The sequence below is a fragment of the Streptomyces sp. NPDC000880 genome, from assembly GCF_053599675.1.
The window spans coordinates 1-22,533 of the sequence record NZ_JBSFMS010000001.1; the positions used below are offsets into that span (position 1 = coordinate 1).

Annotated in this window: 18 protein-coding genes; 10 read left to right on the forward strand and 8 right to left on the reverse strand. The window is 69.6% G+C overall.

Annotated elements, in window-relative coordinates; genetic code table 11:
- Window positions 1-395, forward strand: a 395-nt coding sequence (locus ACWDO5_RS00005) for an enoyl-CoA hydratase/isomerase family protein (protein WP_450526978.1), incomplete at its 5' end; no start/stop codon positions are given.
- A gap of 48 nt (window positions 396-443) precedes the next feature.
- Here the strand turns inward: ACWDO5_RS00005 and ACWDO5_RS00010 are convergent.
- Together ACWDO5_RS00010 and ACWDO5_RS00015 are read right to left on the reverse strand one after the other, a co-directional pair.
- Window positions 444-2,561, reverse strand: a complete 2,118-nt coding sequence (locus ACWDO5_RS00010) for a PP2C family protein-serine/threonine phosphatase (RefSeq protein ID WP_450526979.1) — start codon at window positions 2,559-2,561, stop codon at window positions 444-446.
- A 197-nt stretch (window positions 2,562-2,758) separates the two neighbouring features.
- On the reverse strand, window positions 2,759-6,247 hold the full coding sequence (locus ACWDO5_RS00015) for a phosphodiester glycosidase family protein (RefSeq protein WP_450526980.1): 3,489 nt from the start codon (window positions 6,245-6,247) through the stop codon (window positions 2,759-2,761).
- A gap of 215 nt (window positions 6,248-6,462) precedes the next feature.
- Here ACWDO5_RS00015 and ACWDO5_RS00020 point away from each other — a divergent pair, with 215 nt between their 5' ends.
- The 6 genes from ACWDO5_RS00020 (at window position 6,463) to ACWDO5_RS00045 (ending at window position 11,833) form a co-directional block, all read left to right on the forward strand.
- Complete coding sequence (locus ACWDO5_RS00020) at window positions 6,463-6,606, forward strand: putative leader peptide (RefSeq protein WP_450526982.1); 144 nt, start codon at window positions 6,463-6,465, stop codon at window positions 6,604-6,606.
- A 227-nt stretch (window positions 6,607-6,833) separates the two neighbouring features.
- The gene (locus tag ACWDO5_RS00025) at window positions 6,834-7,844 is read left to right on the forward strand and encodes an ABC transporter substrate-binding protein (RefSeq protein WP_450526984.1); all 1,011 of its coding nucleotides are present in this window, start codon (window positions 6,834-6,836) and stop codon (window positions 7,842-7,844) included.
- A gap of 4 nt (window positions 7,845-7,848) precedes the next feature.
- Window positions 7,849-8,658: an ABC transporter ATP-binding protein gene (locus ACWDO5_RS00030; RefSeq protein ID WP_450526986.1), complete on the forward strand. Its 810-nt coding sequence runs from the start codon at window positions 7,849-7,851 to the stop codon at window positions 8,656-8,658.
- On the forward strand, window positions 8,655-9,554 hold the full coding sequence (locus ACWDO5_RS00035) for an ABC transporter permease (RefSeq protein WP_450526987.1): 900 nt from the start codon (window positions 8,655-8,657) through the stop codon (window positions 9,552-9,554). The genes ACWDO5_RS00030 and ACWDO5_RS00035 overlap by 4 nt, the downstream gene beginning before the upstream one ends.
- Window positions 9,555-9,564: 10 nt before the next feature.
- Complete coding sequence (locus ACWDO5_RS00040; RefSeq protein ID WP_450526989.1) at window positions 9,565-10,899, forward strand: LLM class flavin-dependent oxidoreductase; 1,335 nt, start codon at window positions 9,565-9,567, stop codon at window positions 10,897-10,899.
- Between the two features lie 37 nt (window positions 10,900-10,936).
- Window positions 10,937-11,833 (forward strand): TauD/TfdA dioxygenase family protein, encoded by an 897-nt coding sequence (locus tag ACWDO5_RS00045; RefSeq protein ID WP_450526991.1) that lies wholly within the window; start codon window positions 10,937-10,939, stop codon window positions 11,831-11,833.
- Window positions 11,834-11,923: 90 nt separating this feature from the next.
- On the opposite strand, the gene ACWDO5_RS00050 is transcribed toward ACWDO5_RS00045, so the two are convergent.
- Together ACWDO5_RS00050 and ACWDO5_RS00055 are read right to left on the reverse strand one after the other, a co-directional pair.
- Entirely contained in the window at window positions 11,924-12,580 is a 657-nt protein-coding gene (locus tag ACWDO5_RS00050; protein WP_450526992.1) for an LAETG motif-containing sortase-dependent surface protein, read from the reverse strand.
- A 246-nt stretch (window positions 12,581-12,826) separates the two neighbouring features.
- Window positions 12,827-13,321, reverse strand: coding sequence for a DUF6328 family protein (locus ACWDO5_RS00055; protein WP_450526993.1), 495 nt, complete (start codon window positions 13,319-13,321; stop codon window positions 12,827-12,829).
- A gap of 171 nt (window positions 13,322-13,492) precedes the next feature.
- On the opposite strand from ACWDO5_RS00055, the gene ACWDO5_RS00060 reads away from it, so the two are divergent.
- Window positions 13,493-13,663 carry a hydrophobic protein gene (locus tag ACWDO5_RS00060; RefSeq protein ID WP_307665240.1) on the forward strand — a complete coding sequence of 57 codons (171 nt, stop codon included), beginning with the start codon at window positions 13,493-13,495 and terminating at the stop codon, window positions 13,661-13,663.
- Between the two features lie 99 nt (window positions 13,664-13,762).
- Here the strand turns inward: ACWDO5_RS00060 and ACWDO5_RS00065 are convergent, their stop codons facing one another.
- The 3 genes from ACWDO5_RS00065 to ACWDO5_RS00075 all read right to left on the reverse strand — a co-directional run bounded on the left by ACWDO5_RS00065 (window position 13,763) and on the right by ACWDO5_RS00075 (window position 17,262).
- The gene (locus tag ACWDO5_RS00065) at window positions 13,763-15,607 is read right to left on the reverse strand and encodes a transketolase (RefSeq protein WP_450526994.1); all 1,845 of its coding nucleotides are present in this window, start codon (window positions 15,605-15,607) and stop codon (window positions 13,763-13,765) included.
- A 1-nt stretch (window position 15,608) separates the two neighbouring features.
- Complete coding sequence (locus ACWDO5_RS00070; protein WP_450526995.1) at window positions 15,609-16,937, reverse strand: NAD(P)/FAD-dependent oxidoreductase; 1,329 nt, start codon at window positions 16,935-16,937, stop codon at window positions 15,609-15,611.
- A gap of 97 nt (window positions 16,938-17,034) precedes the next feature.
- On the reverse strand, window positions 17,035-17,262 hold the full coding sequence (locus tag ACWDO5_RS00075) for a DUF6458 family protein (protein WP_307665237.1): 228 nt from the start codon (window positions 17,260-17,262) through the stop codon (window positions 17,035-17,037).
- 257 nt (window positions 17,263-17,519) lie between these two features.
- Between ACWDO5_RS00075 and ACWDO5_RS00080 the strand changes: the two genes are divergently transcribed.
- Window positions 17,520-19,577, forward strand: coding sequence for a phosphocholine-specific phospholipase C (locus ACWDO5_RS00080; protein ID WP_450526996.1), 2,058 nt, complete (start codon window positions 17,520-17,522; stop codon window positions 19,575-19,577).
- Window positions 19,578-19,766: 189 nt separating this feature from the next.
- Entirely contained in the window at window positions 19,767-21,086 is a 1,320-nt protein-coding gene (locus ACWDO5_RS00085) for an LCP family protein (RefSeq protein WP_450526997.1), read from the forward strand.
- Between the two features lie 21 nt (window positions 21,087-21,107).
- Here ACWDO5_RS00085 and ACWDO5_RS00090 read toward each other — a convergent pair whose 3' ends face one another.
- Entirely contained in the window at window positions 21,108-22,517 is a 1,410-nt protein-coding gene (locus ACWDO5_RS00090; protein ID WP_450526998.1) for an NADP-dependent succinic semialdehyde dehydrogenase, read from the reverse strand.
- Window positions 22,518-22,533 lie beyond the last annotated feature (16 nt).

The following is a 22,533-nucleotide window of genomic DNA, read 5'->3' on the forward strand; positions in this document are numbered from 1 at the left end:
GGCACCGCGAGTGGATCGACGACTGTTACGCCGCCGGATCCGTGGAGGAGATCCTCGGCCGGCTGCTCGACTGCGGCGACCCGGCGGCAAAGGAGACCGCGGAGACGATCGTCACCCGGTCCCCCACCGCGCTGAAGGTGACGCTCGCCGCGCTGCGCCGGGCCCGTCGGCTGGGGGCGCTGGAGCCGGTGCTCGACCAGGAGTACCGGGTCTCGTGCGCGGCTCTCTCGTCACCCGATCTGGTGGAGGGCGTACGGGCAAAGGTCATCGACAAGGACCGCAGGCCGCGTTGGTCGCCCGCGGAGCTGTCGGAGGTGACGGACGCGGACGTTGCCCGGTTCTTCGCGCCCCTCGGGGACGGCGAATTGAGGGCGGCCTCCAGCTCGACCAGGTGATCGTGTGCGCTCGCCCCCGGTCATGACTGATCGTGCGGCCCTGCTCGCTCAGACTTCCGGGCGGAGCAGCAACAGCGCCGTGTCGTCGCTGCGTTGACGGCTGCTCGTCGCGTGGCCGACCAGCGTGTCGGCCAGCGCCTCGAGCGGCTGGTCGGCGGTGCTTGCCAGTAGTGCGGCCAGCTCCGCCAGGGCGTCGTCGAAGTCCACGCCGGGCACCTCGATCAGACCGTCCGTGTACAGGACCAGTACGGATCCCGGAGGCAGCGGCACCGCCGTGGTGGGATAAGCGGCCGACGGGTCGACGCCGAGCAGCGGGCCGCCAGCCAGATCGAGGATGTGGACCCGGCCGTCCGGATCGCGGAGCAACGGCTGGGGGTGGCCGGCGCGGGCCAGCAGGGCACGGGTGGCCGGCCGGTCCAGATGCAGATAGACACAGCTGGCCAGCAGATCCGCGTCGAGATCGATCAGCAGCCGGTTGGTGTTCTCCATGACTTTGCCGGGCAGCTGGCCCACCGCCGTGTAGGCGCGGACGGCGGTGCGGACCTGGCCCATCAGCCCGGCGGCGGTGACGTTGTGGCCCTGCACATCTCCGATGACCGCGTCGCCGGTGCGCATCAGGTCGTAGAAGTCGCCGCCGATGTCCATGCCCTGGGTGCCGGGCAGATAGCGCGCGGCGACCTCCAGACCGGGCAGCGCGGGCAGGGAGTGCGGCAGCAGGGCGGACTGGAGGCCGTGGGCCAGCCGGTGTTTGGTGTCGTAGAGCCGGGCCCGTTCCAGCGCCTGGGCGATGAGGCCGCCGAGGCTGGTGAGGACGGCGCGCTCGTCGGTGGAGAAGTGGTGCGGCTCCGAGTAGCTGAGTATGCAGGTGCCGACGGGCCGTCCGGAGGCGATCAGCGGCAGATAGGCCCAGGCGGCCATGCCGTCACGGGTCGCGGAGCGGGCGGGATAGATGTGCTCCAGCTGTGCGCGCGACTCGAAGAAGGACGGCACTCCGGTCACGAGCGCGTGGGCGCCGGGCGTCTGGGCGGCCAGGGGCATGCCGTCGAACCGCTCGACGACCGCCGCGTCCTGGTAGCCGCGCTGGCCCAGGACGCGTAGCCGCCCGGCGTCGGACGCGAGCATGACCAGCGCGCGGCTCCCGACGGCCGGCATGATCTCGTCCGCGACCAGCTCGATCACATCGGACACGCCGACGGCCTCGGTCAGCGCGCTGGCCAGGTTGAGGATGTGGGATATCGCCACCAGGCCAGCGGGCTGCTGCGACGGTACGTCGTCGGGCATCTCCTGGACGGCTCCGTGGGCCGGGGTGATGTGCACGCTGATGCCGCTTCTGCTCGGGTGGAAGCGGAACATCAGCCAGTCCTGCGGCGGGCGCAGCGCCACGAAGGACGTGGCGTGCTGGCTGAGCAGGGCCGCCCGGTAGCGGTCTTCGTACACCGGGTCGTTCAGCCACGGCAGGGCCGACCACAGCAGGTTTCCCAGCAGCCCGGACAAGGGGAGGCCGAGCAGTTCGCCGGCGGCGGCGTTGGCGTAGGTCACCTGTCCGTTCACGTCGAGGGAGCACATACCGTCCGGCATCCGCGCCAGCATGTGCACGGCCTCGACCGCGCCGCTCGTCGCGTGCGTGGCGGAGGGCCCGAGGAAGTCGGCCTCGGGGAAGACGGGACGGCCCTGCTCTGCGGCGCGCGCCAGCCGCAGGGCGAGGCGGTCGCAGGCGGCGGTGAGACGGCCGACTTCGGTGTCGGATATCTCGGGCGGATGGGAGCCGGGCCAAGTCACGAAGACGGCGCCGTACGGGGTGTCGGCGGTCGCGATGGGCAGGGCGGCGAGGGCGAACGGATAGGGCAGGACCACCGCGATGCGCGGATAGCGGCGGGCCATGTCCTCCTCGCCGGAGACCCAGATCAGGCGCTGCAGGCGCACCGCCTCGGCAACGGGGAGGGGCGAGCCGATCGAGACGCGTTCCCAGGGGGCCGCGAAAGCGCGGGGCAGCCCGGCCATGACGGCCATCTCGAGGACCTGCTCGTCGTGCGAGAGCAGGTAGACGGCTCCGGCGTGGGCCTGGACGTCGTCCATCATCCCGGCGAGCGCGAGCGACAGGAGGGGGTGGGAGCCCTCGCCCCCGCCGTCCGGTTCTGCGGCCCCGGAGGCGAGCGGATCGGACAAGGGGAATCACCTCCTCCGCAAGGCTCACGACCAAGGCTGCCCGCTGCGGGGGCTTCCCGCACGGCGAGCGGAGGTAGCTGGTCCGCCCCCGTACAGCCATGCCTCGCCAGGTCCCGGGAGCGGGGGCCACGGCGGGGCCGCGCAGCCGGCCCCGCACCCCCTCGCGTGCGAGGCCGGCTGCGCGCAAGCAGGTCTGTCTAGGCCGCCCGGCCCACCCCCGCTCCCTCCGCCGCTATGCGCACCTCGGTACGTTGCGTCACACCGCCCACCGTCACCGCCAGCGTGACCGTCCCTGGTCGCAGGGCCGTCAGCCGGCCCGTCGTCGGGTCGAACGCCGCCGCGTGACGGTGGCGGGCGTTCTCTGGGGCACCGATGTACAGATTCGTCGAACCCGTCCAGTCCGCGCTCAGCGGGAAGGCCACCGGAACCCTGCGCGCACCCTGAGTGACCGTCGCGCCGGCGTCGTCGCTGTCGCCGGGGCGCAGTGCCGCGGGCGCGTCCAGGGTGAGGCCGTCGACATGTGCGCGGGTCTGGACGGAGACCCAGTCCGGGCCGCTCTCCCACGGCCTGACGCGGCCCGCCGACTGCTCGCCCCGCGAGACCTTGTCGACGCCGACCAGCGACCAGCCGGTGAAGCCGCCCTCGTCCGCCGGGCCCGCCGGATTCTTGCCCGAGTTGCCGTTGATCAGATACGGCACACCGTCCACGTGCTCGGCGTGGAAGACGCCGACATGGCTGCCGATGAGCCCCGCACCCTTGCCCGTCGTACGGCGGAACTCCGCGAGCCACTGCTCGATCAGCGCCGCCTCCTTGCGGTCACCCAGCTGGCTGCCCTTCTGCACGGTCGGGTCGCGCGGCGGCACATGCTCGACGACCATCACCGAGCCGATGTCCGGGTTTTTCGCCGCCACGTCGAGCTGCGCCCGCACCTCCTTGATCTGGTCGAAGCCGCCGCCGCGCAGGGTCAGGCTCGACGTGTCCAGCGTCAGGAAGCGCGTGCCGCGATGGTCGAACGTCCGGTGCGCGGGGCCGAATTCGGTGATGAAGTTTTCTATCTTCCCGCCCATCACCTCATGGTTGCCGGGCACGTAGTACCAAGGCAGCTCGTCCCCCAGCTCTTCGGTCAGCACGCGCCGCGCGAACGCGAGGTCCGCGGGCGAACCTTCGTCGACCAAGTCGCCGTTGACGACGACGAAGTCGGGCCGCGCGCCCTTGATCTCGCGCAGGGTCCGCCGCGCCTGCGCCACGATCGCGCTGTCGGGGTCGCGGGCGACGAACTGCGCGTCGGACATGACCGCGAACTGCCAGTCCCTCCCCTCGGTTTCGGCCTCGGGGTCGATCAGCGGATCGGCCGTACGCGGCTGTTCGGGCAGGTCGACGGCCGGCGGCAGCTGCGCCGTGAGGCCGTCGATCACAATCTTCCCGGTGTACTGCTTGGCGGCAGCGGTCTCGGCCAGATAGAAGCGGTACACCGACAGCGGCGTCGCGGCCCCGGGCGGGACGGCGAAGGTCACCTGCCGCCAGCCGGTCCAGGTGACGTACGGGCCGCGCAGCAACTGGTCGGATCCGGCCGCGTCCTTGAGGTGCAGCGTCGGCCACGCGCCGTTCCCGTCGCCCTTGATCCAGAGCGTGAAGGACTGAGGCCGGCCCGGGACGGCGATCTGCCGCGGGGGGTTGGCGTACGCGGCGCGGGTCGCGGTCGACTGCGTGAAGTCGTAGCTCAGCTCCAGGCCGGTGCCGCTCTGCCCGTCGGGCGTCGCCGCGACCGAACCGCTCGCGCGCGCCTGGCTGAAGGTCCAGGACGCCGCGTCGTCGAAGGCCGACACCGGCTGCTCGGCGAGGCCGACGCTGACGGCGAGGACCGTGGTGACACCGGCAACGGTCGCGGTGATCCGCCCGGCGCCGCCGCCCGTACGGGAAGTGACGGCGAAGGAGCCCCGGCCGTCGTCGCGTATGTCGAACAGCGTGTGGTCGTAAGCGAGTTGCACATCGCCGGGTTCGACGGGCGCGCTGTTGCCCTGCGCGTCGAGGCCGAAGATGCCGAACGTGCCGGTGGCGCTCGTGTCCGCGAGGCCGACGCGCCGGGTGGTCGGCTCGATCCGGGCGAGGTCGTCGAGGACGGTCAGCTCGGTGCTGCCGAGGGCGCCGGCGCGTTCGGCACGTATCTCGGTGGTGCCGCTGTGCCGCGCCAGGAACACGCCCTGGCCGTCGACGCGGCCCACCGAGGGCCGTACGGCGCGCCAACGCGGGGTTCCCGCAGCCGGTCCGTACGTCTCGTCGTATCCGGCGGCGGTGAGCCTACGGGTCAGTCCGGGGAACACCCGCTCGGGATGGCCGCCCCTGACCGGGTCGGCAGTGGGGGCGCTCCCGGCGGAAGTGCGGGTCTCGACCCAGAAGCCGCGCAGCCGTCCGCTGCCGTCTGGCGCGGTGAACGCGACACCGTTGGGGACCGTGCGCTCGCTGCCGTCGGAGGGGCTGTTCTCCACTTGGAGGGCGTCGCTGCCGGGCTCGCGCGCGAGAAGCGTCGACGATCCGCCGCCGTCGAGGTTGAGCGCGCTGTGCGCGCCGGCCTGCTTCATCATCAGGCCGAGCTCGGTGAGGGTGACGCCGCCGCTGTCGGCCTGCCTGCCGTCGACGGTGATGACCTGCATCGCGCTGCCGTCCTTGGAGAAGCCGACGGCGGTGCGGGGGGCGGCGGTGTTGTTGCCCTCGCCCTCGTGATTCTGGGGTACGCCGTCGACGACCAGGAGTTCACGGCCGCCGACCGCAGTGCGCGGGACGGGGCCACTGTCGGTACGCGGCCGGTACTCCAGGGACACCGGGTCGCCGGGCCGCAGCGCGGCGAGGAGTCCGGCACCGGCCTCCCGTCCCGCCAGGACGGTGGTGTCCGGGGCGATCGGCCCGGTGCCGGGCCTGCCGGTGACCGCGACGACTTTGCCGTCCCGTACGAGCGCTTCGGCCACGGGAGTCGCGGCGTCCACGGTCAGGGCACGGTCGGCGGTTCCCCAGGCCGCGGTGTATGCGCCGATGCCGCCGGCCGGGACGTTCGCGGCGTTGTACGCGGTAAGCGGGTGCGCCCCCGACGGCAGCGTCAGGGTGCCGTCGAAGTAGAGCTCCAGGATGCGTCCCGCGCTCCCCGGACCGATACCGACGGCCCGGTTGGCGCCGGTGGCCGGCGAGTGGGTGACCTTGCCGTCCTTGATGCCGGGGCCGTGCGGGGCGCCGGTCTGGTTGATGTCGAAGAAGTCGGCGTTGATGGCGGCGACCGTGCGCCGGCCGGGTCCGGCGTCGTGACCGGCGGCGAGTTCGGAGACGATATGGCGGTCGGCGACCTTGCCCGAGGAGAGGTAGTCGGCCTGTGCGCCGCTGCTGTCGAGATCGACCGAGAGTGCGTCGACCCGCAGCCACTTGTTGGATTCGAGCCGGTCGTACGAGGTGAGGCGGATACCCGGGGCGATCGGCCGGGAGCTGCGCGCGGTCTCGATACCGTCCCCGTCGGCAATGGCTCTGGAACGTCCGGCCGGGGCGCTCGCGGGCGGCGGGGCGATGTGGCGCAGTACTTCGGCCCAGTCACGGGGACGGGGATCGGGGGTGGAATCGGCGACGGCGGGGGATATCGCCCCCGCCGCCAGTGCGGACACCGTCGCGACCAGCACGACGGAACGTCTTGCTCTGCCAAGGCCCACAACTACTCCTGTAGTACGGCTTGTTGGGCACGTAGAAAGCGCTGTCGGCGCACAGCATCGCGGCGCTCGGAGGAACGCACCAGGGGTCACGGGAACACCAGGAAGAACAGGGACTGTCACGGGCGTTGCCGCCAGCACTCGATCTTTGGGGGCCAGGCGGTGCGCGAGGCCGAGGGGCGAGCAACAATCGCGCAAGAAACCCGTAACAATTCACCATGCGAGACGATTTGCGAAGTGCATTGACGTGTCCGGAAGTCGCTGCCATTCTCTGCGGTGTGAGTCAAGCTGACATTCTCGTATCGCGCCTGCACGTCGATCTCCGACGGCACGCCAGCGCACTCTGTGCCGCTGGCCGCTGAAACACGTGCAGCTGACTTCCTTCTCCGCGCCCAGCCCCTGCTCCGGGGCGCTCCCGGCGGGCTGAGCACTCCTTCCCCCGCAGCGCGGTAATTCTTTCGGCAGGACCTTCGCAGAATTCATCTGCCGATTTACACAGACCGCTTTACCTGAATGAATCGCGCCCTTTCCGCATTCTCCATCGCGCGAAGTTTCAGGCATCTCCGCGTATCCCGAAACGGAATGACTGATGACCACATCCCGACGCACCTTCCTTGTGCTCTCCGGCCTCTCCGCGCTGGCGGCCGCCGGCTGCGGCACAGCGAGCGGCACACGCAACACCACGACGCTCCGCTACCAGGGTTCGGCCGGCGCGGTCACCCCACCCGAACTCGCCGCGTCCCTGGGCTACTTGGGCGATCTGAAACTCGACTGGGTGGGGAACACCATCAGCGGCCCGCAGGACATCCAGTCCGCCGCGTCCGGCCAGTCCGACTTCGGCGGCGCGTTCAACGGCGCAGTGGTCAAGCTCGCCGCCCGCAAGGCGCCAATCAAGGCGGTCATCAGCTACTACGGCTCCGACAAGTACGCCTACAGCGGCTTCTACGTCGCCGAGAAGAGCGCCATCCGCACGCCCCGCGACCTCTTCGGCAAGAAGGTCGGCATGAACACCCTCGGCGCCCACCACGAGGCGATGCTCGACATCTACCTCAAGAAGAACGGGCTGAGCCGGGCGGAGGCCGAGCAGGTCGAGCGGATCGTCGTGCCACCCGTCAACACCGAACAGTCCCTGCGCCAGGGCCAGATCGACGTGGCCGTCCTCGGCGGCATCCTGCGCGACAAGGCGCTGGAGACCGGCGGGGTACGGAAACTCTTCAGCGACTTTGAGCTGCGCGGGGCCTTCAGCGCCGGCACCTATGTGCTGACCGAACGCTTCATCAAGCAGAACCCGGAGACGGTGCGGACCTTCGTCACCGGAGTGGGCAAGGCCCTGGACTGGTCCCGTACGACACCCCGCGACGAGGTCGTCGCCAAGATGACCGGGATCCTCGCCAAACGGAAGCGCAACGAGAGCGCCGACGCGCTCAAGCACTGGCATTCCTACGGTGTCTCAGAGCCCGGCGGCCGGATCGCGGAGAAGGAACTGTCGGTCTGGGCCGACTGGCTGACCGAACGCGGCGAAATCGAGTCCGGGCAGGTGCGCGTCCGCGATCTCTACACCAATGAGTTCAACAAAGACCGTGCCAAAACGGGGAGTTGATCCCATGACCACGAAAATCAGCTTCAGGGGCGTCGGCAAGACCTTTCCCGTACGCGGAAAGCAGCAGCGCGTCGTCGCACTGGACAGCATCGATCTCGATATCGCCGCCGGTGAGTTCGCCGTCATCGTCGGCCCGAGCGGCTGCGGGAAGTCCACGCTGCTCGACCTCCTCGGCGGTCTGTCCGAGCCCACCTCGGGGCAGATCCTGCTGGACGGTGAGCCGGTCACCGGACCCGGCCTGGACCGGGGCACCGTCTTCCAGCAGTACGCCCTGCTCCCCTGGCGCACCGCCCAGGGCAATGTGGAGTTCGGCCTGGAAGCCACCCGCGTACCGCGGCGCGAACGGGCCGAGCGGGCCAGGGAGTATCTGGCGCTCGTCGCTCTCACCGGCTTCGAGGACCGGCATCCGCACGAGCTGTCCGGTGGTATGCGCCAGCGCGTCGCCATCGCCCGCAGCCTTGCCTACGACCCCGACGTGCTGCTGATGGACGAGCCGTTCGCGGCTCTCGACGCGCAGACCCGCGAGTCCCTCCAGGACGAGCTGCTGCGGATCTGGCAGCGCACCGGCAAGACGATCGTGTTCATCACCCACGGCATCGACGAGGCGGTCCATCTCGGTCAGCGGGTGGCCGTACTCACCTCGCGGCCCGGCCGGATCAAGGAGGTCGTGCCGATCCGGCTGGGGGACCGAAGCGCCCACGAAGATCCGCGCTCCAGCCCCGAGTTCGCGCACCACCGCCACGAGATCTGGAGCCTGCTGCGCGACGAGGTCAGCCGGGCCCAGCAAGAGGAGAGGGAGGCCGCAACGCCATGAGCATCACAAGCATCACCACCGAGAAAGCGCTCGCGACAGCCGCCGATGTGTGCGGCGCGGTGCAGCGCACCGATCCGGCGCTCGCGGCCCCCGGCCGCACCCGCGCGCTGCCCGCCCTCCTCCGGCGCGCGGGCCGGGCCCTGCTGGGGGTCATCACCCGGACCGTGGCGATCGCGGCGCTGATCGCGGTGTGGGAGACCGCACCCCGGCTCGGCCTGGTCGACCGGACGTTCCTGCCCCCGTTCTCCGAGGTCGCCGTCGCCTGGTGGGAGCTGCTGCTCGACGGACAGCTCGCCGAGCACGCGCAGGCCAGCCTCGGCCGCTCGCTCACCGGATTCGGGCTGGCGGTCGCCGTCGCGGTGCCGCTCGGCCTGCTGATCGGCTGGTACCGGCCGGTTGCGGATCTCCTGAACCCGCTGCTGGAGATCTTCCGCAACACCGCCGCGCTCGCGCTGCTGCCGATGTTCGTCCTGCTCCTTGGCATCGGCGAAACGTCGAAGATCTCCATCGTGCTGTACGCGTGCACCTGGCCGATCCTGCTCAACACCATCAGCGCCGTACGCAACGTCGATCCGACCCTGCTGAGGCTGGCCAAGTCGATGAATCTGCCCGCGCCGAGGATCTTCCAGAACGTGATCCTGCCCGCCTCCGTGCCGACGGTCTTCACCGGCATCCGGCTGGCCGGCGCTGTCGCGATCCTGGTGCTCGTCGCCGCCGAGATGGTGGGCGCCAAGGCCGGGCTGGGCTTTCTCGTCAACGCCTCGCAGTTCAACTTCGCGATCCCCGACATGTACGCCGGGATCATCACCATCTCCGCCATCGGCGTGGCTTTCAACCAGTTGCTCGTGGCCCTGGAACGCCGCTTCACGTCCTGGCGCACCCCGACCGGAAGTTGAGGATCCGACCATGTCCGCCGACACTCCACGCCAGTTCCATCTCAACGCGTTCCTGATGAACGCCGGTCATCACGATGCCGCCTGGCGCCATCCGCGCACCCAGCCCGAGCGGATCACCGATCTCTCGTACTTCCAGGAGCTGGCCCGTACCGCCGAACGCGGCAGGCTCGACTCGCTCTTCCTCGCGGACGGCGTCGCTCTGTGGGGCAATGCTCGCCACAACGCGGTCGGCGGTTTCGAGCCGCTCACGCTGCTCTCGGCGCTGGCCGTCGCCACAGAGCACATCGGCCTGATCGCCACCGTCTCCACGACGTTCAACGAGCCCTTCCATGTGGCCCGCAAGTTCGCCTCGCTCGACCACATCAGCGGCGGGCGAGCCGGCTGGAACATCGTCACCTCCGGAAATGTCGCCGAGGCCAGGAACTTCGGCCTCGAGGAGCATCTGGAGCACGCGCTGCGCTACGAGCGCGCCGCCGAGTTCCTCGACGTGACCAAGGAGCTGTGGGACAGCTGGCTGGACGACGCGCCGGTGATCGACCGTGAGCGCGGCCTCTACTCGCAGGAGGGCGCTGTACGGCCGATCGAGCACCGCGGCACCCACTTCCGGGTCGACGGGCCGCTCAACGTACAGCGCTCGCCCCAGGGACATCCACTGCTGGTGCAGGCCGGGTCGTCCGAGGACGGCAAGGAGTTCGCGGCCCGGTACGCGGAGGCGGTGTTCACGGCCCAGCAGACTCTCGCCGACGGCCAGACCTTCTACAAGGACCTCAAGTCGCGGCTCGCGAAGTACGGCCGCACAGCGGACCAGTTGAAGATCCTGCCCGGCATCTGCCCGATCATCGGCGGGACCGAGGCCGAGGCGCTGGCGCTGGCGGACGAGCTGACAGGGCTGCAGGTCCCGGAGTACGGGCTGCAGCAGCTGTCCGGGATGCTCGGCACAGACCTGAGCGGACTGCCGCTGAACGGACCGCTGCCCGAGCTGCCCGAGGAGCAGGACATCAACGGCAACAAGTCCCGCTTCACGCTGGTCGCGGAGCTCGCCAGGCGCGAGCAGCTCACCATCCGCCAGCTGATCGCCCGGCTCGGCGGCGGCCGCGGCCACCGGGTCTTCGCCGGTACGCCCGAGCAGATCGCGGACCAGCTGGAGCAATGGTTCACCCAGGGCGCGGCAGACGGCTTCAACATCATGCCGCCGTATCTGCCGGGCGGACTCGACGACTTCGTCGACCAGATCGTCCCCCTGCTGCAGGACCGGGGGCTGTTCCGCACCGAGTACAACGGTCGCACCCTGCGCGACCACTACGGCCTTGAGCGCCCGGCAGGCCGGCCGGGCCTTTCCCACTGATCCCCGTTCACTCACCGCCGGAGAAAGGCAGTTCAGCATGACCAGCACCGGTTTCGACATCCGCCGGATCGGCGGCCGTATCGGCGCCGAGATCCTCGGCGTCGACATCTCCGCCGACCTCGACCCCGCCATCGTCACCGAGATCAACGCGGCGCTCATCGAGCACAAGGCGCTCTTCTTCCGCGACCAACAACTCGACGACGCCGCTCAGCTACGGTTCGCCTCGCTGTTCGGCGAGCTCACCACCGCGCACCCCACGGTGCCGTCCGTCGAGGGCCAGCCGCACATCCTGCCGGTCGACGGCGACGAGGGCATCCGCGCCAACCAGTGGCACACCGATGTCACGTTCCTGCGCACCCCGCCCAAGGCGTCCACGCTGCGCAGCCTCGTTGTCCCGCCGTACGGCGGCAACACCCTGATCGCCAACTCGGCGGCCGCCTACCGGGATCTGCCCGAGGCGCTGCGCGAGCTGGCCGACCGGCTGTGGGCAGTCCACACCAACGCGTACGACTATGCCGAGCCGAAGACCGAGAAGGCCGCCGAGCACCGCAGGCAGTTCGTCTCGAGGAAGTACCGCACCGAGCACCCGGTGGTGCGCGTCCACCCCGAGTCGGGGGAACGCGGCCTGTTCATAGGTGGCTTCGCGCAGTCTCTGGTGGGCCTGTCCCCGTCCGAGTCCCGCGACATCCTGCGGATCCTCCAGTCGTACGTGACCCGCCCGGAGAACGTCGTGCGCTGGACCTGGGCGCCGGGCGACCTGGTCCTCTTCGACAACCGCAGCACGCAGCACTACGCGCCCGACGACTACGGCGATCTGCCGCGTCTGCTGCACCGGGTGACGGTCGCGGGCGATGTCCCTGTCGGCGTCGACGGAGGGCTCAGCCGGGTCGTCGAGGGTGACGAGGCGGCGCATTACACACCGGCCGCGGCCTGACAACGAAGCGGGGCGGGTGGGCAGTCTCCCGACGGTCAACCCGCCCCGCTTCGGCGACGCGCCGCGTTCGTCCGCGGCAGCGCGCCGGGGTCAGTGCTGGGCGCTACGGCGCTTGCGCGCGGCCCACATGATGCCGCCACCCGCGACGATGACCGCGGCGGCAGCGCCGGCGATCAGCGGAGTGGAGCTGGAGGAGCCCGTCTCGGCCAGGTCACCCGAGTTGGAGCTCGGCTTGGCCGCCGGTGGCACCTCGGCTGAGCTGGTGGCGGTGCTCGGCGCGCTGCTCGGCGTGGGAGTGGCCGTGGTGGGCGTGTCCGAGGGAGTCGGCGTGGCCGACGGAGTCGGGGTGGCCGGCGGGGTCGGGGTGGCCGGCGGGGTCGGAGTGCTGCCCTCGCAGACCGGCGCCTTCTTGGTCTCGTCGCGCGAGAAGTTGTCGCCGTCGCCGGCCTTCACCACGAGGCGGACGGTGAGCTCGCTGCTGTGCTTGGGCAGCTCGAGCTTCTTGTGGAACTCCTGCTTGAACGTCTCGGTGGGCAGCAGGTCCTTGCCGTCCACGGTGACCCTCACGGTGTTGTCGATCTGGGAGCTGTACTGGGTCAGGTCGATCTGGACCTCGGTGCAGGTCACCGACCACACCGGGGTGTGCGCCTGCGCCGGGCCGGCGCCCAGGCCGACGCCGAAGACGCCGGCCGTCGCCACCGCTACCAGAGCCCCCGAACGGCGCCACGATCTCTTCATTACTGTCACAAAAAATCCTCCACGGTTGCTGCGCCACCACCCATACGGCGGTGCGCGCACAGTACCGTCACGCTCCCAGGGGTTTGCACCCACCCCACCCCTCTCTTACGCCTCCCAACGCGCCGGGCATTCCACGGAGTTGTACCGAAAGCGACCTGGGAGCATTTCGTCCGGTCCGGGCAGATTCCCGCTGAGGACACATGAGGACAGGGGTACACGCGCCCCGCGGCCGTCGGCTCGTCAGCTGTCGACCTGTCAACTGTCGCTCCGATGAGTGGCGCGGGCCCACGCCGGAAGAACCAGCCAGCACAGGACGAACCACACGACCACCCCCACCACCAGCCAGAGCGCCAGCGTGTCGTCGACGACCACGCGCAGGATGAGCAACAGGGCCGACGCCATCGTGCACAGCAGGAGGAACAGTCCGACCACCGTGAGGCGAGAGGCCCAGACGACCGTCTGGGGCTTCAGCCGTTGGCCGGTGACAAGCCGGTGGAAGGACACCGGGCCGATCAGAGCGCCCGTCGTGGCCGCCCCCAGCAGCACCGTGACCGTATAGATCGTCCGATTGGTGTCGGAGAGATCGGCGAAGCGCGACTGGAAGGCGACCGTGAGCAGAAATCCGAAGAGGACCTGCACACCGGTCTGGGCGACCCGCAATTCCTGCAGGAGTTCAACCCACAGCCGGTCCGCCCTTTCCTCCGGTGTTTCGTCCCGACCGCGATCACGCTCTTCGTCGGATTTCCCCATCACCGGACACCTCCATATTGCGAACCGTACTCACACCGAGTCAGCTCCTTATATCGCACTCTCTGGGCCGCGTGCCCACAGTCGCACGCGTCAAACGTGCGTCAACCCTGCGGCTGAACCGACGTGTAAGCAGAAGGATTCCGGGAACCCGATCGCATGGAGGTGCAGAAAATGGTTCCCATCCTGCTCGTTCTGCTTCTGGCACTCATTCTCTTCGGAGCCGGATTCGCCGTAAAGGTGCTCTGGTGGATTGCACTCATAGTGCTTGCCATCTGGCTCCTGGGATTCCTGATGCGGAGCACGACGTCGACAGGGACGAGGTCCCGCTGGTACCGGTGGTAGACGGCGAGTTGAGCGAGAATTCAATACGTCCGCCCTGTGCAGGGCGGCGAGTCGGCGGCCGACGGGGCCACGTCCCCGTCGGCCGCCGACTGTGCCCGCTCAGCGCACCACCGATTGTTCCACCAGCAGCCGAACTCCCGCGGCGATCGACTCGGCGTCGATCCCGGCCACGTGCAGCTGCTCCTCCGGCGTCGCCGACCCCGGCATGATCCGCACGCCCAGCCGCACCAGGCGGGGCATCGGGCGGCCGTAAGTGAAGGCTTCCGCCACCGCGTCCCCGATGCCGCCCTCCGGGCGGTGGTCTTCCACCGTCAGCAGGCACCCCGTCGCATCCGCCGCCTCCTGGAGCGTCACCGCGTCCACCGGCTTTACCGAGTAGAGGTCGACAATGCGCACGTCGATGTCTTCCTGCCCCAGCAGTTCGGCGGCCCGTACCGCCTCATGGACGGTCACTCCCGCAGCGACGACCGTTACCCGGTCCCGGTCCGAGGACCGCAGCACCTTGGAGCCGCCCACCGGAAACTCCTCGTCCGGACCGTAGAGGACCGGCATGTCGCCCCTGCTGGTGCGCAGATAGCTCACGCCGGGCAGCTCGGCCATGGCCGCGACCAGACGGGCCGTCTGGTTCGCGTCGCACGGATAGAGCACGGTGCTGCCGTGCACAGCGCGGAACATCGCCAGATCCTCGAGCCCCATCTGCGAGGGGCCGTCCTGGCCTATCGCGACGCCCGCGTGCGAGCCGACGAGGTTGATCGCGGCGCGGCTGACTGCTGCCATCCGTACGAAGTCGTGGGCGCGCGTCAGGAATGCCGCGAAGGACGACGCGTACGGGACATAGTGGCGGGCCTGCATTCCCACTGCGGCCGCGACCAGTTCCTGTTCGGCGATGTAGCACTCGAAGTAGCGGCTCGGGTGGGCCTTGGCGAAGTACTCGGTGCGTGTCGAGTCGCCGACCTCAGCGTCGAGTGCGACGACGTCACCCCGCGCAGAGCCGAGCGCGGCGAGGGCCTTCCCGTAGGCCGTACGAGTGGCGACCGAGTCGCCGACCTCGAACGCCGGCAGGGAAAGTGGCCCGCCGAGGGTGGTGTGCAAAACCCGTGCCTCGGGGGGCTTGCGGACCTCGACCCGGATGAACCGCGGCCCGCCCAGCTCCTCGATGGCCGCGTCCGCATCGGGCAGTGGCTTGCCGTGCAGGCCTTCCCGGTCCTCGACGTCGGCGACCCCGCGCCCCTTGCGGGTGCGGGCAATGATTGCGCTGGGCTGCCCGATCGTGGAGCCGGCCTCCGCCAGGGCGGCGTCCACGGCGCCGACGTCATGCCCGTCGATCTCGATGGTGTGCCAGCCGAACGCGCCCAGCCGGCGGGCGTATGCCTCCAGATCCCATCCGTGACGGGTGGGCCCGCGCTGGCCGAGCCGGTTGACGTCGATGATCAGAGTCAGATTGTCGAGATGTTCGTACGCCGCGTGCTCGACGGCCTCCCAGACGGAGCCCTCCGCCATCTCGCTGTCGCCCGCCAGCACCCACACCCGGTAGGGGATCTGGTCGAGCCGCTTGCCCGCCAGCGCCATGCCCACACCGATCGGCAGCCCCTGGCCGAGTGATCCGGTGGCCACGTCCACCCACGGCAGCCGCGGAGTCGGATGCCCTTCGAGGCGGCTGTTGAGGCGGCGGAAGGTGAGGAGTTCCTCGTCGTCGATGACGCCGGCCATTCGGTAAAGGGCGTACAGGAGCGGCGAGGCATGACCCTTGGAGAAGATCAGCCGGTCGTTGCCCGGATGGTCGGGCCGGTCGAAGTCGTAGCGCAAATGGTTGGCCAGAAGGACGGCGGCCAGGTCCGCGGCCGACATGGAGGACGTCGGATGCCCGGAGCCCGCCGCGTCGGCGGCGCGAATCGAGTCGACCCGCAACTGCTGTCCCAGTTCCGCCAGTTGATCCTTGCGCATGTCACTCCTCCTTGACGGGCCGGCCCGTCACCCGGGCCAGTTCGGGCGAGGCTGTGTCGAGCGGGACCGACCAGGAGCGGACGAGCCCCAACTGGACGGCCTGGCGCGGCAGCACGGCGTCCAGCAGCCAGTCGGCGGCGACGCGCACCCGGTTTCCCGGCATGGCGGCCAGGTGGTAGCCACGGGTCACGGCTCCCGCGAGCGGCCCGGACAGCGGTACGCCCAGGGGGTTCGCGGCGGCCTGCACGCCGCCGAGGTCGACAGCGAAGCCCATATCGTGGTGTTCGTAACTGCGCTGCTCACCATGGCCGAGGGAGGCGGCGACATTCCGGCCGGCCACCTTGCCCTGGCGCGAGGCGTGCTGAGCTGTCATCGGGGTGTACTCGCCCGGCCTGGTCAGGTCCGGCACGGCAGCCGCGTCGCCGCACGCAAAGACCTCGGGATGACCGGGCACGGTCAGCTTGGGGTCGACGAGGAGCCGTCCGCGTTCGACGGCCAGTCCGACTTCGGAGACCAGCGGGTCGGGACGTACGCCCACGCACCAGACCATCGTCCTGGTCTCGACGAACTCTCCGTTGTCCAGCAGGACCCCGTCGCGGGTCGCCTCCTTGACCGAGGTCCCGGTCCGCACGTCGACGCCGCGCTTGCGCAGCACGCGGTCGGCTGCCGATGACAGCCTGTCGTCGAGCCCGGGCAGAACGCGGTCGGCAACGTCCAGCAGCATCCAGCGCGGGCGCGGGCTCGGGCCCTTGCCCAGGGCCTGCTTGCGGGCCAGCGCATCGGTGAACAGCTGGCCCTGGGCGGCGACTTCGGTACCGGTGTAACCCGCGCCGACGACCACAAAGGTGCGGCGGGCGGCACTGACTTCGGCGGAGGTGCCGGTCGATGCCAGTTCTATCTGGCGGGTGATGTGGTCACGCAGATAGAGCGCTTCGGGGATCCCGCGGAAGCCGTGCGCGTGCTCGGCGATGCCCGGTATGGGAAGCAGTTTGTTGACGCTGCCGACGGCGAGGACGAGGCGGTCGTACGCCAGCTCGCCAGGAGTGCCCTCCGGGTCGGTGTAGTGCACACTCCGTTTGTCCAGATCGACCGCCCCGGCCTCGCCGAGCACCAGGCGCACTCGCGGCAGGGTATCGGGGAGCGAGACGGTCACCCGGCGGGGTTCCAGGATGCCCGCCGCGACCTGGGGCAGCAGTGGCAGATAGAGAAAGTAGTCGGTGGGGTTGAGCACCACCACCTCGGCTTCGTCCCGGACTGTCCGGGAGAGCGTACGGGCGGCTTGGAAACCGGCGAATCCGGCTCCGACGACAACGACACGCGAACGGCTCACGATCGCCTCCGGTGCGGACGAGGATGTGGATCGGCGGAAGGGCTCCCGGGTGCCCCTGCGCCACCAGGCCAAACCCGGTCGCCGGCCGCGCCGAAGCTCACTCGTAGCGGCGGCGGTCCCGCTCCTCGTCGACCAGCGGGGTCGATGGCGGCATGATCACGCGCCGGCGCTTGGCAATGCTGGTGAACGTGGCGACGCCGATGATGCCCACGGCCATCAGGATCAGGCCGATGACGTCGAGGTTGGCGCCCTTCACCTGCCAGTCGGTGGCGAATGTGAGGATCGCCCCGACCGCGATCAGGATGATGCATCCTCCTAAGCCCATACGTCTCACCTTCCCTGCCGTACTGAACAGTGACCACGTCCGGGTACCCCTGTCCGGACCGGCCATGCCTGCGGAACGGACCTGCCTGCGGGCGGCAGGGGCCCGTCCGCGACGGGGCCCTCACACGGCCCCTCCAGGGTGTTCGCGGCGAGTACCTCGCCTTTTCACGCCGGCGTCGCCAACCCTTCCCTTCCGCTCGCTCCTCTTGGACACTCCGCTCACTCCTGTTTCCTCACACCACAGAGGACTCCACACTCATGTCTGAACTCAATCGGCGCCGGTTCCTTCAGATCACAGGCGCGACCGTGGGATTCGCGGCCCTGTCGAACAGCATCGACCGTGCCGCCGCCATCCCCGCCAGTCGCCGCTCCGGCACCATCAAGGACGTCGAGCACATCGTCGTGCTGATGCAGGAGAACCGTTCCTTCGACCACTACTTCGGTGCCCTGAAGGGCGTACGCGGATTCGGCGACCCGCGCCCGGTGACCCTGGCCAGTGGGAAGTCGGTCTGGCACCAGCCGGACGGCGACAAGGACGTGCTGCCCTACCACCCCGACGCCGAGGACCTCGGCTTGCAGTTCATCGATGGCCTCAACCACGACTGGGCCGGCGGCCACAAGGCCTTCAACGAGGGCAAGTACGACCAGTGGATTCCCGCCAAGACCGCGGGGACGATGGCATACCTGACCCGCGAGGACATTCCGTTCCACTACGCGCTCGCCGACGCGTTCACCGTGTGCGACGCCTACCACTGCTCGTTCATCGGAAATACCGACCCCAACCGCTACTACATGTGGTCGGGCCACACGGGCAACGACGGCAAGGGCCGCGGGCCCGTCCTCGGCAACGAGGAGGCCGGGTACGACTGGACGACCTACCCCGAGCGTCTTGAGCAGGCGGGAGTCTCCTGGAGGATCTACCAGGACATCGGCGACGGTCTGGACGCGCCCGGGAGCTGGGGCTGGATCGAAGACGCGTACCGCGGCAACTACGGCGACAACTCGCTGCTCTACTTCGACAAGTACCGCAACGCCAAGCCGGGCGACCCGCTCTACGACAGGGCACGCACCGGGACCAACGCAAAGGCCGGCGACGGCTACTTCGACATCCTCAAGGCCGATGTGAAGGCGGGGAAGCTGCCGCAGATCTCCTGGATCGCCGCCCCCGAGGCCTTCTCCGAGCACCCCAACTTCCCCGCGAACTACGGCGCCTGGTACATCTCCCAGGTACTGGACGCGCTCACGTCCAACCCCGAGGTGTGGAGCAAGACCGCGCTCTTCATCACCTACGACGAGAACGACGGCTACTTCGACCACATCGTTCCACCGTACCCGCCGTCCTCGGCCGCCCAGGGCCTGTCCACCGTGGACACCGCACTCGAACACTTCGGCGGCAACAGCAAGTACGCCTCCGGAGTGTACGGTCTGGGGCAGCGCGTGCCCATGCTCGTCGTCTCCCCCTGGAGCACCGGCGGCTTCGTCTGCTCGGAGGTCTTCGACCACACCTCGATCCTCCGGTTCATGGAGAGCCGCTTCGGCGTGGGCGAGCCGAACATCTCGCCGTGGCGGCGCGCCATCTGCGGCGATCTGACTTCCGCCTTCGACTTCGACCTCAAGAACACCAAGCCGGCCGCGCTCCCGGACACCGACGGGTACGAACCGCCGGACAACGAGCGGCACCCCAGCTATGTGCCGAAGCCGCCGGCCAACCCCGTGCTGCCCAAGCAGGAGAAGGGTTCGAGGCCGGCGCGCCCGCTGCGGTACGCCCCGCTGGTGGACGGAACCCAGGCGCCCTCGACCGGGCGCTTCACCCTCACCTTCAGCGGTGGCGCGAGCGCGGGAGCGCACTTCCTCGTCACGTCGGCGAACCGTACGGACGGGCCGTGGACGTACACCGCCGCGGCCGGCAAGAAGCTCTCCGACACCTGGAACACGGCCGCCTCCAAGGGCGTGTACGACCTGTCCGTACACGGCCCGAACGGCTTCCTGCGCACCTTCAGGGGCACGGGCACGACCGCCGGCCCCGAGGTGACAGCCCGCCACATCGCTTCGAGCGGCCGCCTCGAGCTGACCATGACGAATGCGGGCAGCGCCGACTGCCACCTCACGTTGACGAATGCGTATGGAGGGAAGAAGCAGACGTTCACGGTGCGCCCGGGCGGACGCGTCGTCCACACGGTGGATCTGCACGGCAGCAGGCGCTGGTACGACCTGAGCATGGTGTCCGACACGGACAGAACGTTCCTCCGCCGATTCGCAGGGCACGTCGAGAACGGCCGACCGGGAGTGAGCGACCCGGCGATCGTCACCGGCTGAGCAACCGACCGACCGCCGTCCGAAGGGGCCGCCCGCACTGCTGCGGACGGCCCCGCGCCTGCTCCGAATGGCGCCCGAAGGCCGCCGGTCGACCGACACCTGGTCGGGGATTCGCCGCCAAATACACGCCCGGGCAATCATTCCGTGATTCCGTCGGACAGTTGAATTCCGACATCGGAGGAGTGCTCTGTGCGCAGTTTCACTGTCACGGCTGTTCTCATCGCCTCGCTCGCCTCGGGTGGGTCCCTCTGGGCGGCCGACAGGTCCGCTTCCCGCTCACCTGTCGCCGGTGAGGCCAACGGCACCAATGTCCTCGTCGTCGGAATCGACCGTCGCACGGGCATGTCCGCCGAGGACAAGAAACGACTGCACGTCGGTGGCAAAGAATGTGATTGCACGGACGTGATGATGGTCGTGCATCTCGCCGAGGAAGGTCGGCGGATGAGTGTGGTCTCCATTCCCCGGGATTCCTATGTGGAGTTCGCCGATCACGCACATGCACGGCACCTCGGGAAAATCAATGGCGCCTTTGCGCACGGCGGCGGAGATCTCGCGGTACGCACCGTAGAGAAAGCGACCGGACTGCGCATCGATCACTATCTGGAGACGGACTTCACCGGATTCGCGGACACCGTGGACCGACTCGGCGGAGCGAATGTGTGTACGGACAAACCCCTGCAGGACCTGGGTTCCGGGCTGAAGCTGGCCGCGGGGACACACCAGCTGAACGGCAACGGCGCCCTGCGTTACGTCCGCGCCCGGCACCTCTCGCCACCCGGTGACCTGGGCCGGGTGCGCCGTCAGCAGCGTCTGGTCATCGAGATGCTGTCCCGGCTGAGAGCTGAGGGAGCCTTCGCCAACCCGGTAGCTGCAGTCCGCACGGCCCTCACGCTGCGCACCTCCGTACGCACGGACCCGGACACCAGCCTCATCGACCTGATGAAACTGGGCTCGCACTTGCGTCGTCTGGAAGCGGATCAGACGGAGTTCGCGACCGTGCCCATCTCGGATTTCGATCACCGCGTACCGCAGTGGGGCTCCACGCTGCTCTGGGACAAGGACCGCTCCGCCGCCCTGTGGGCCGCCCTGCGTGCGGACCGGCCGATTGTCGGCGACTCCCGGATCCGGCCCAGCATGGACGTCCCGGTCGAGGTTCCGCCGGCCTCGCTCCGCCTCCGGGTCACGGATCAGGAGGTCGCGAACGCGCTGCGGGCGAACGGCTTCGTCGTGGAGTACGTCCCGCGCAAGCCCAACGAGCCACGCCCCGACGGCCCCACCGCCATCACCTACGACCCGGTCTGGGCCCGCCACGCGCCCACGATCGCAGCCGCGCTCCCCGGCGCCGTCCTGCACCCCGTCGCCGGGTACGGCCAGGTCTTCGACGTCGCGGTCGGGTCCGAGGCCACCGCCGTCGTCAAGGTCGTCCACGACCGAAGCAGCGTGGAGGGAGCGCCTGTCCAGGGCGACCGGCTGCGGTGCGCGACGCCGTCGGACACGCCCGCCGGGTGACCGGGCGCCTGCCTGCCTGGCTCAGCTCTTGTCGTCGGGCTCGGCGCCGTGCCACACCGTGGTCACGTTGCAGAATTCGCGGATGCCGTGGCCCGACAGCTCCCTGCCGTAACCGGAGCGCTTGACGCCGCCGAAGGGCAGCGCGGGGTGGGAGGCCGTCATTCCGTTGAAGAAGACGCCGCCGGCCTCGATGTCGCGGGCGAACCGCTCGGCCTCCGCCTCGTCGCGCGTCCACACATTGGAACTGAGCCCGAAGGGCGTGTCGTTGGCAACGGCCAACGCCTCGTCGGCGTCGGCCACCCGGTAGACGGTGGCGACCGGGCCGAAGGCCTCTTCGTGGTGAATGCGCATGCCGGCGGTGACGTCGACGAGGACGGTGGGCTCGTAGTACCAGCCCTGGGCCGGCTTCTCGGGGCGTCGGCCTCCGCACCGTGCCGTCGCGCCGAGGCGCAGGGCATCGTCGACGAGCGCCTCGATGTCCGCGCGGCCCTGTTCGCTTGCGAGCGGGCCGACATCGGTGGACTCCTCCATCGGGTCGCCGACGGTCAGCTCCCCCATCCCCGCGGTGAAGCGCTCGCAGAAGTCGTCGTAGACGTCCGCGTGGACGATGAACCGCTTGGCGGCGATGCAGGACTGGCCGTTGTTCTGCACCCGGGCGGTCACCGCCGTCCTGGCCGCCCGTTCGATGTCGGCGGACGACATCACGACGAAGGGGTCGCTCCCGCCGAGCTCCAGTACGGTCTTCTTCACCTCGTCGCCCGCGACGGCGGCGACGGAACGGCCGGCCGGCTCGCTGCCGGTCAGGGTCGCAGCGGCAACCCTGCGGTCACGCAGAATGTTCTCGACCGCGCCCGATCCGACGAGCAGCGTCTGGAAGCAGCCCTCCTCGTACCCGGCGCGGCGGAAGAGCTCCTCCAAGTAGAGAGCTGTCTGCGGCACGTTCGAGGCGTGCTTGAGCAGGCCGACGTTGCCGGCCATCAGGGCCGGGGCGGCAAAGCGTACGACCTGCCAGAGCGGGAAGTTCCACGGCATCACGGCGAGGACGACGCCGAGCGGGCGGTAGCGGACGATCGCCCGGGAGGCACCGGAGTCCTTCAGATCGGCGGCGGAAGGGTGCTCATCGGCGAGGAGCTTCTCGGCGTGTCCCGCGTACCAGCGCATCGCCCTGGCGCACTTCGCCGCCTCCGCGCGGGCGGCGGCGATCGGCTTGCCCATCTCGGTGGTCATGGTCCTCGCGATGTCCCGCTGATCCTCGTCCAGCAGCTGTGCGGCGCGGCTCAGCAGGTCCGCCCGCCGGGCGAAATCCGTTGTGCGGTGGCGGGCGAAGGCGTTCACCGCGAGCGCGAGTCGCCGGTCGATCTCCTCAGCTCCCAGCGCATCGAAGGTCTTGAGCGTCTCACCGGTTGCCGGATTCACGGTGGCGATGGGCATGGGACTGTCCTCCTCG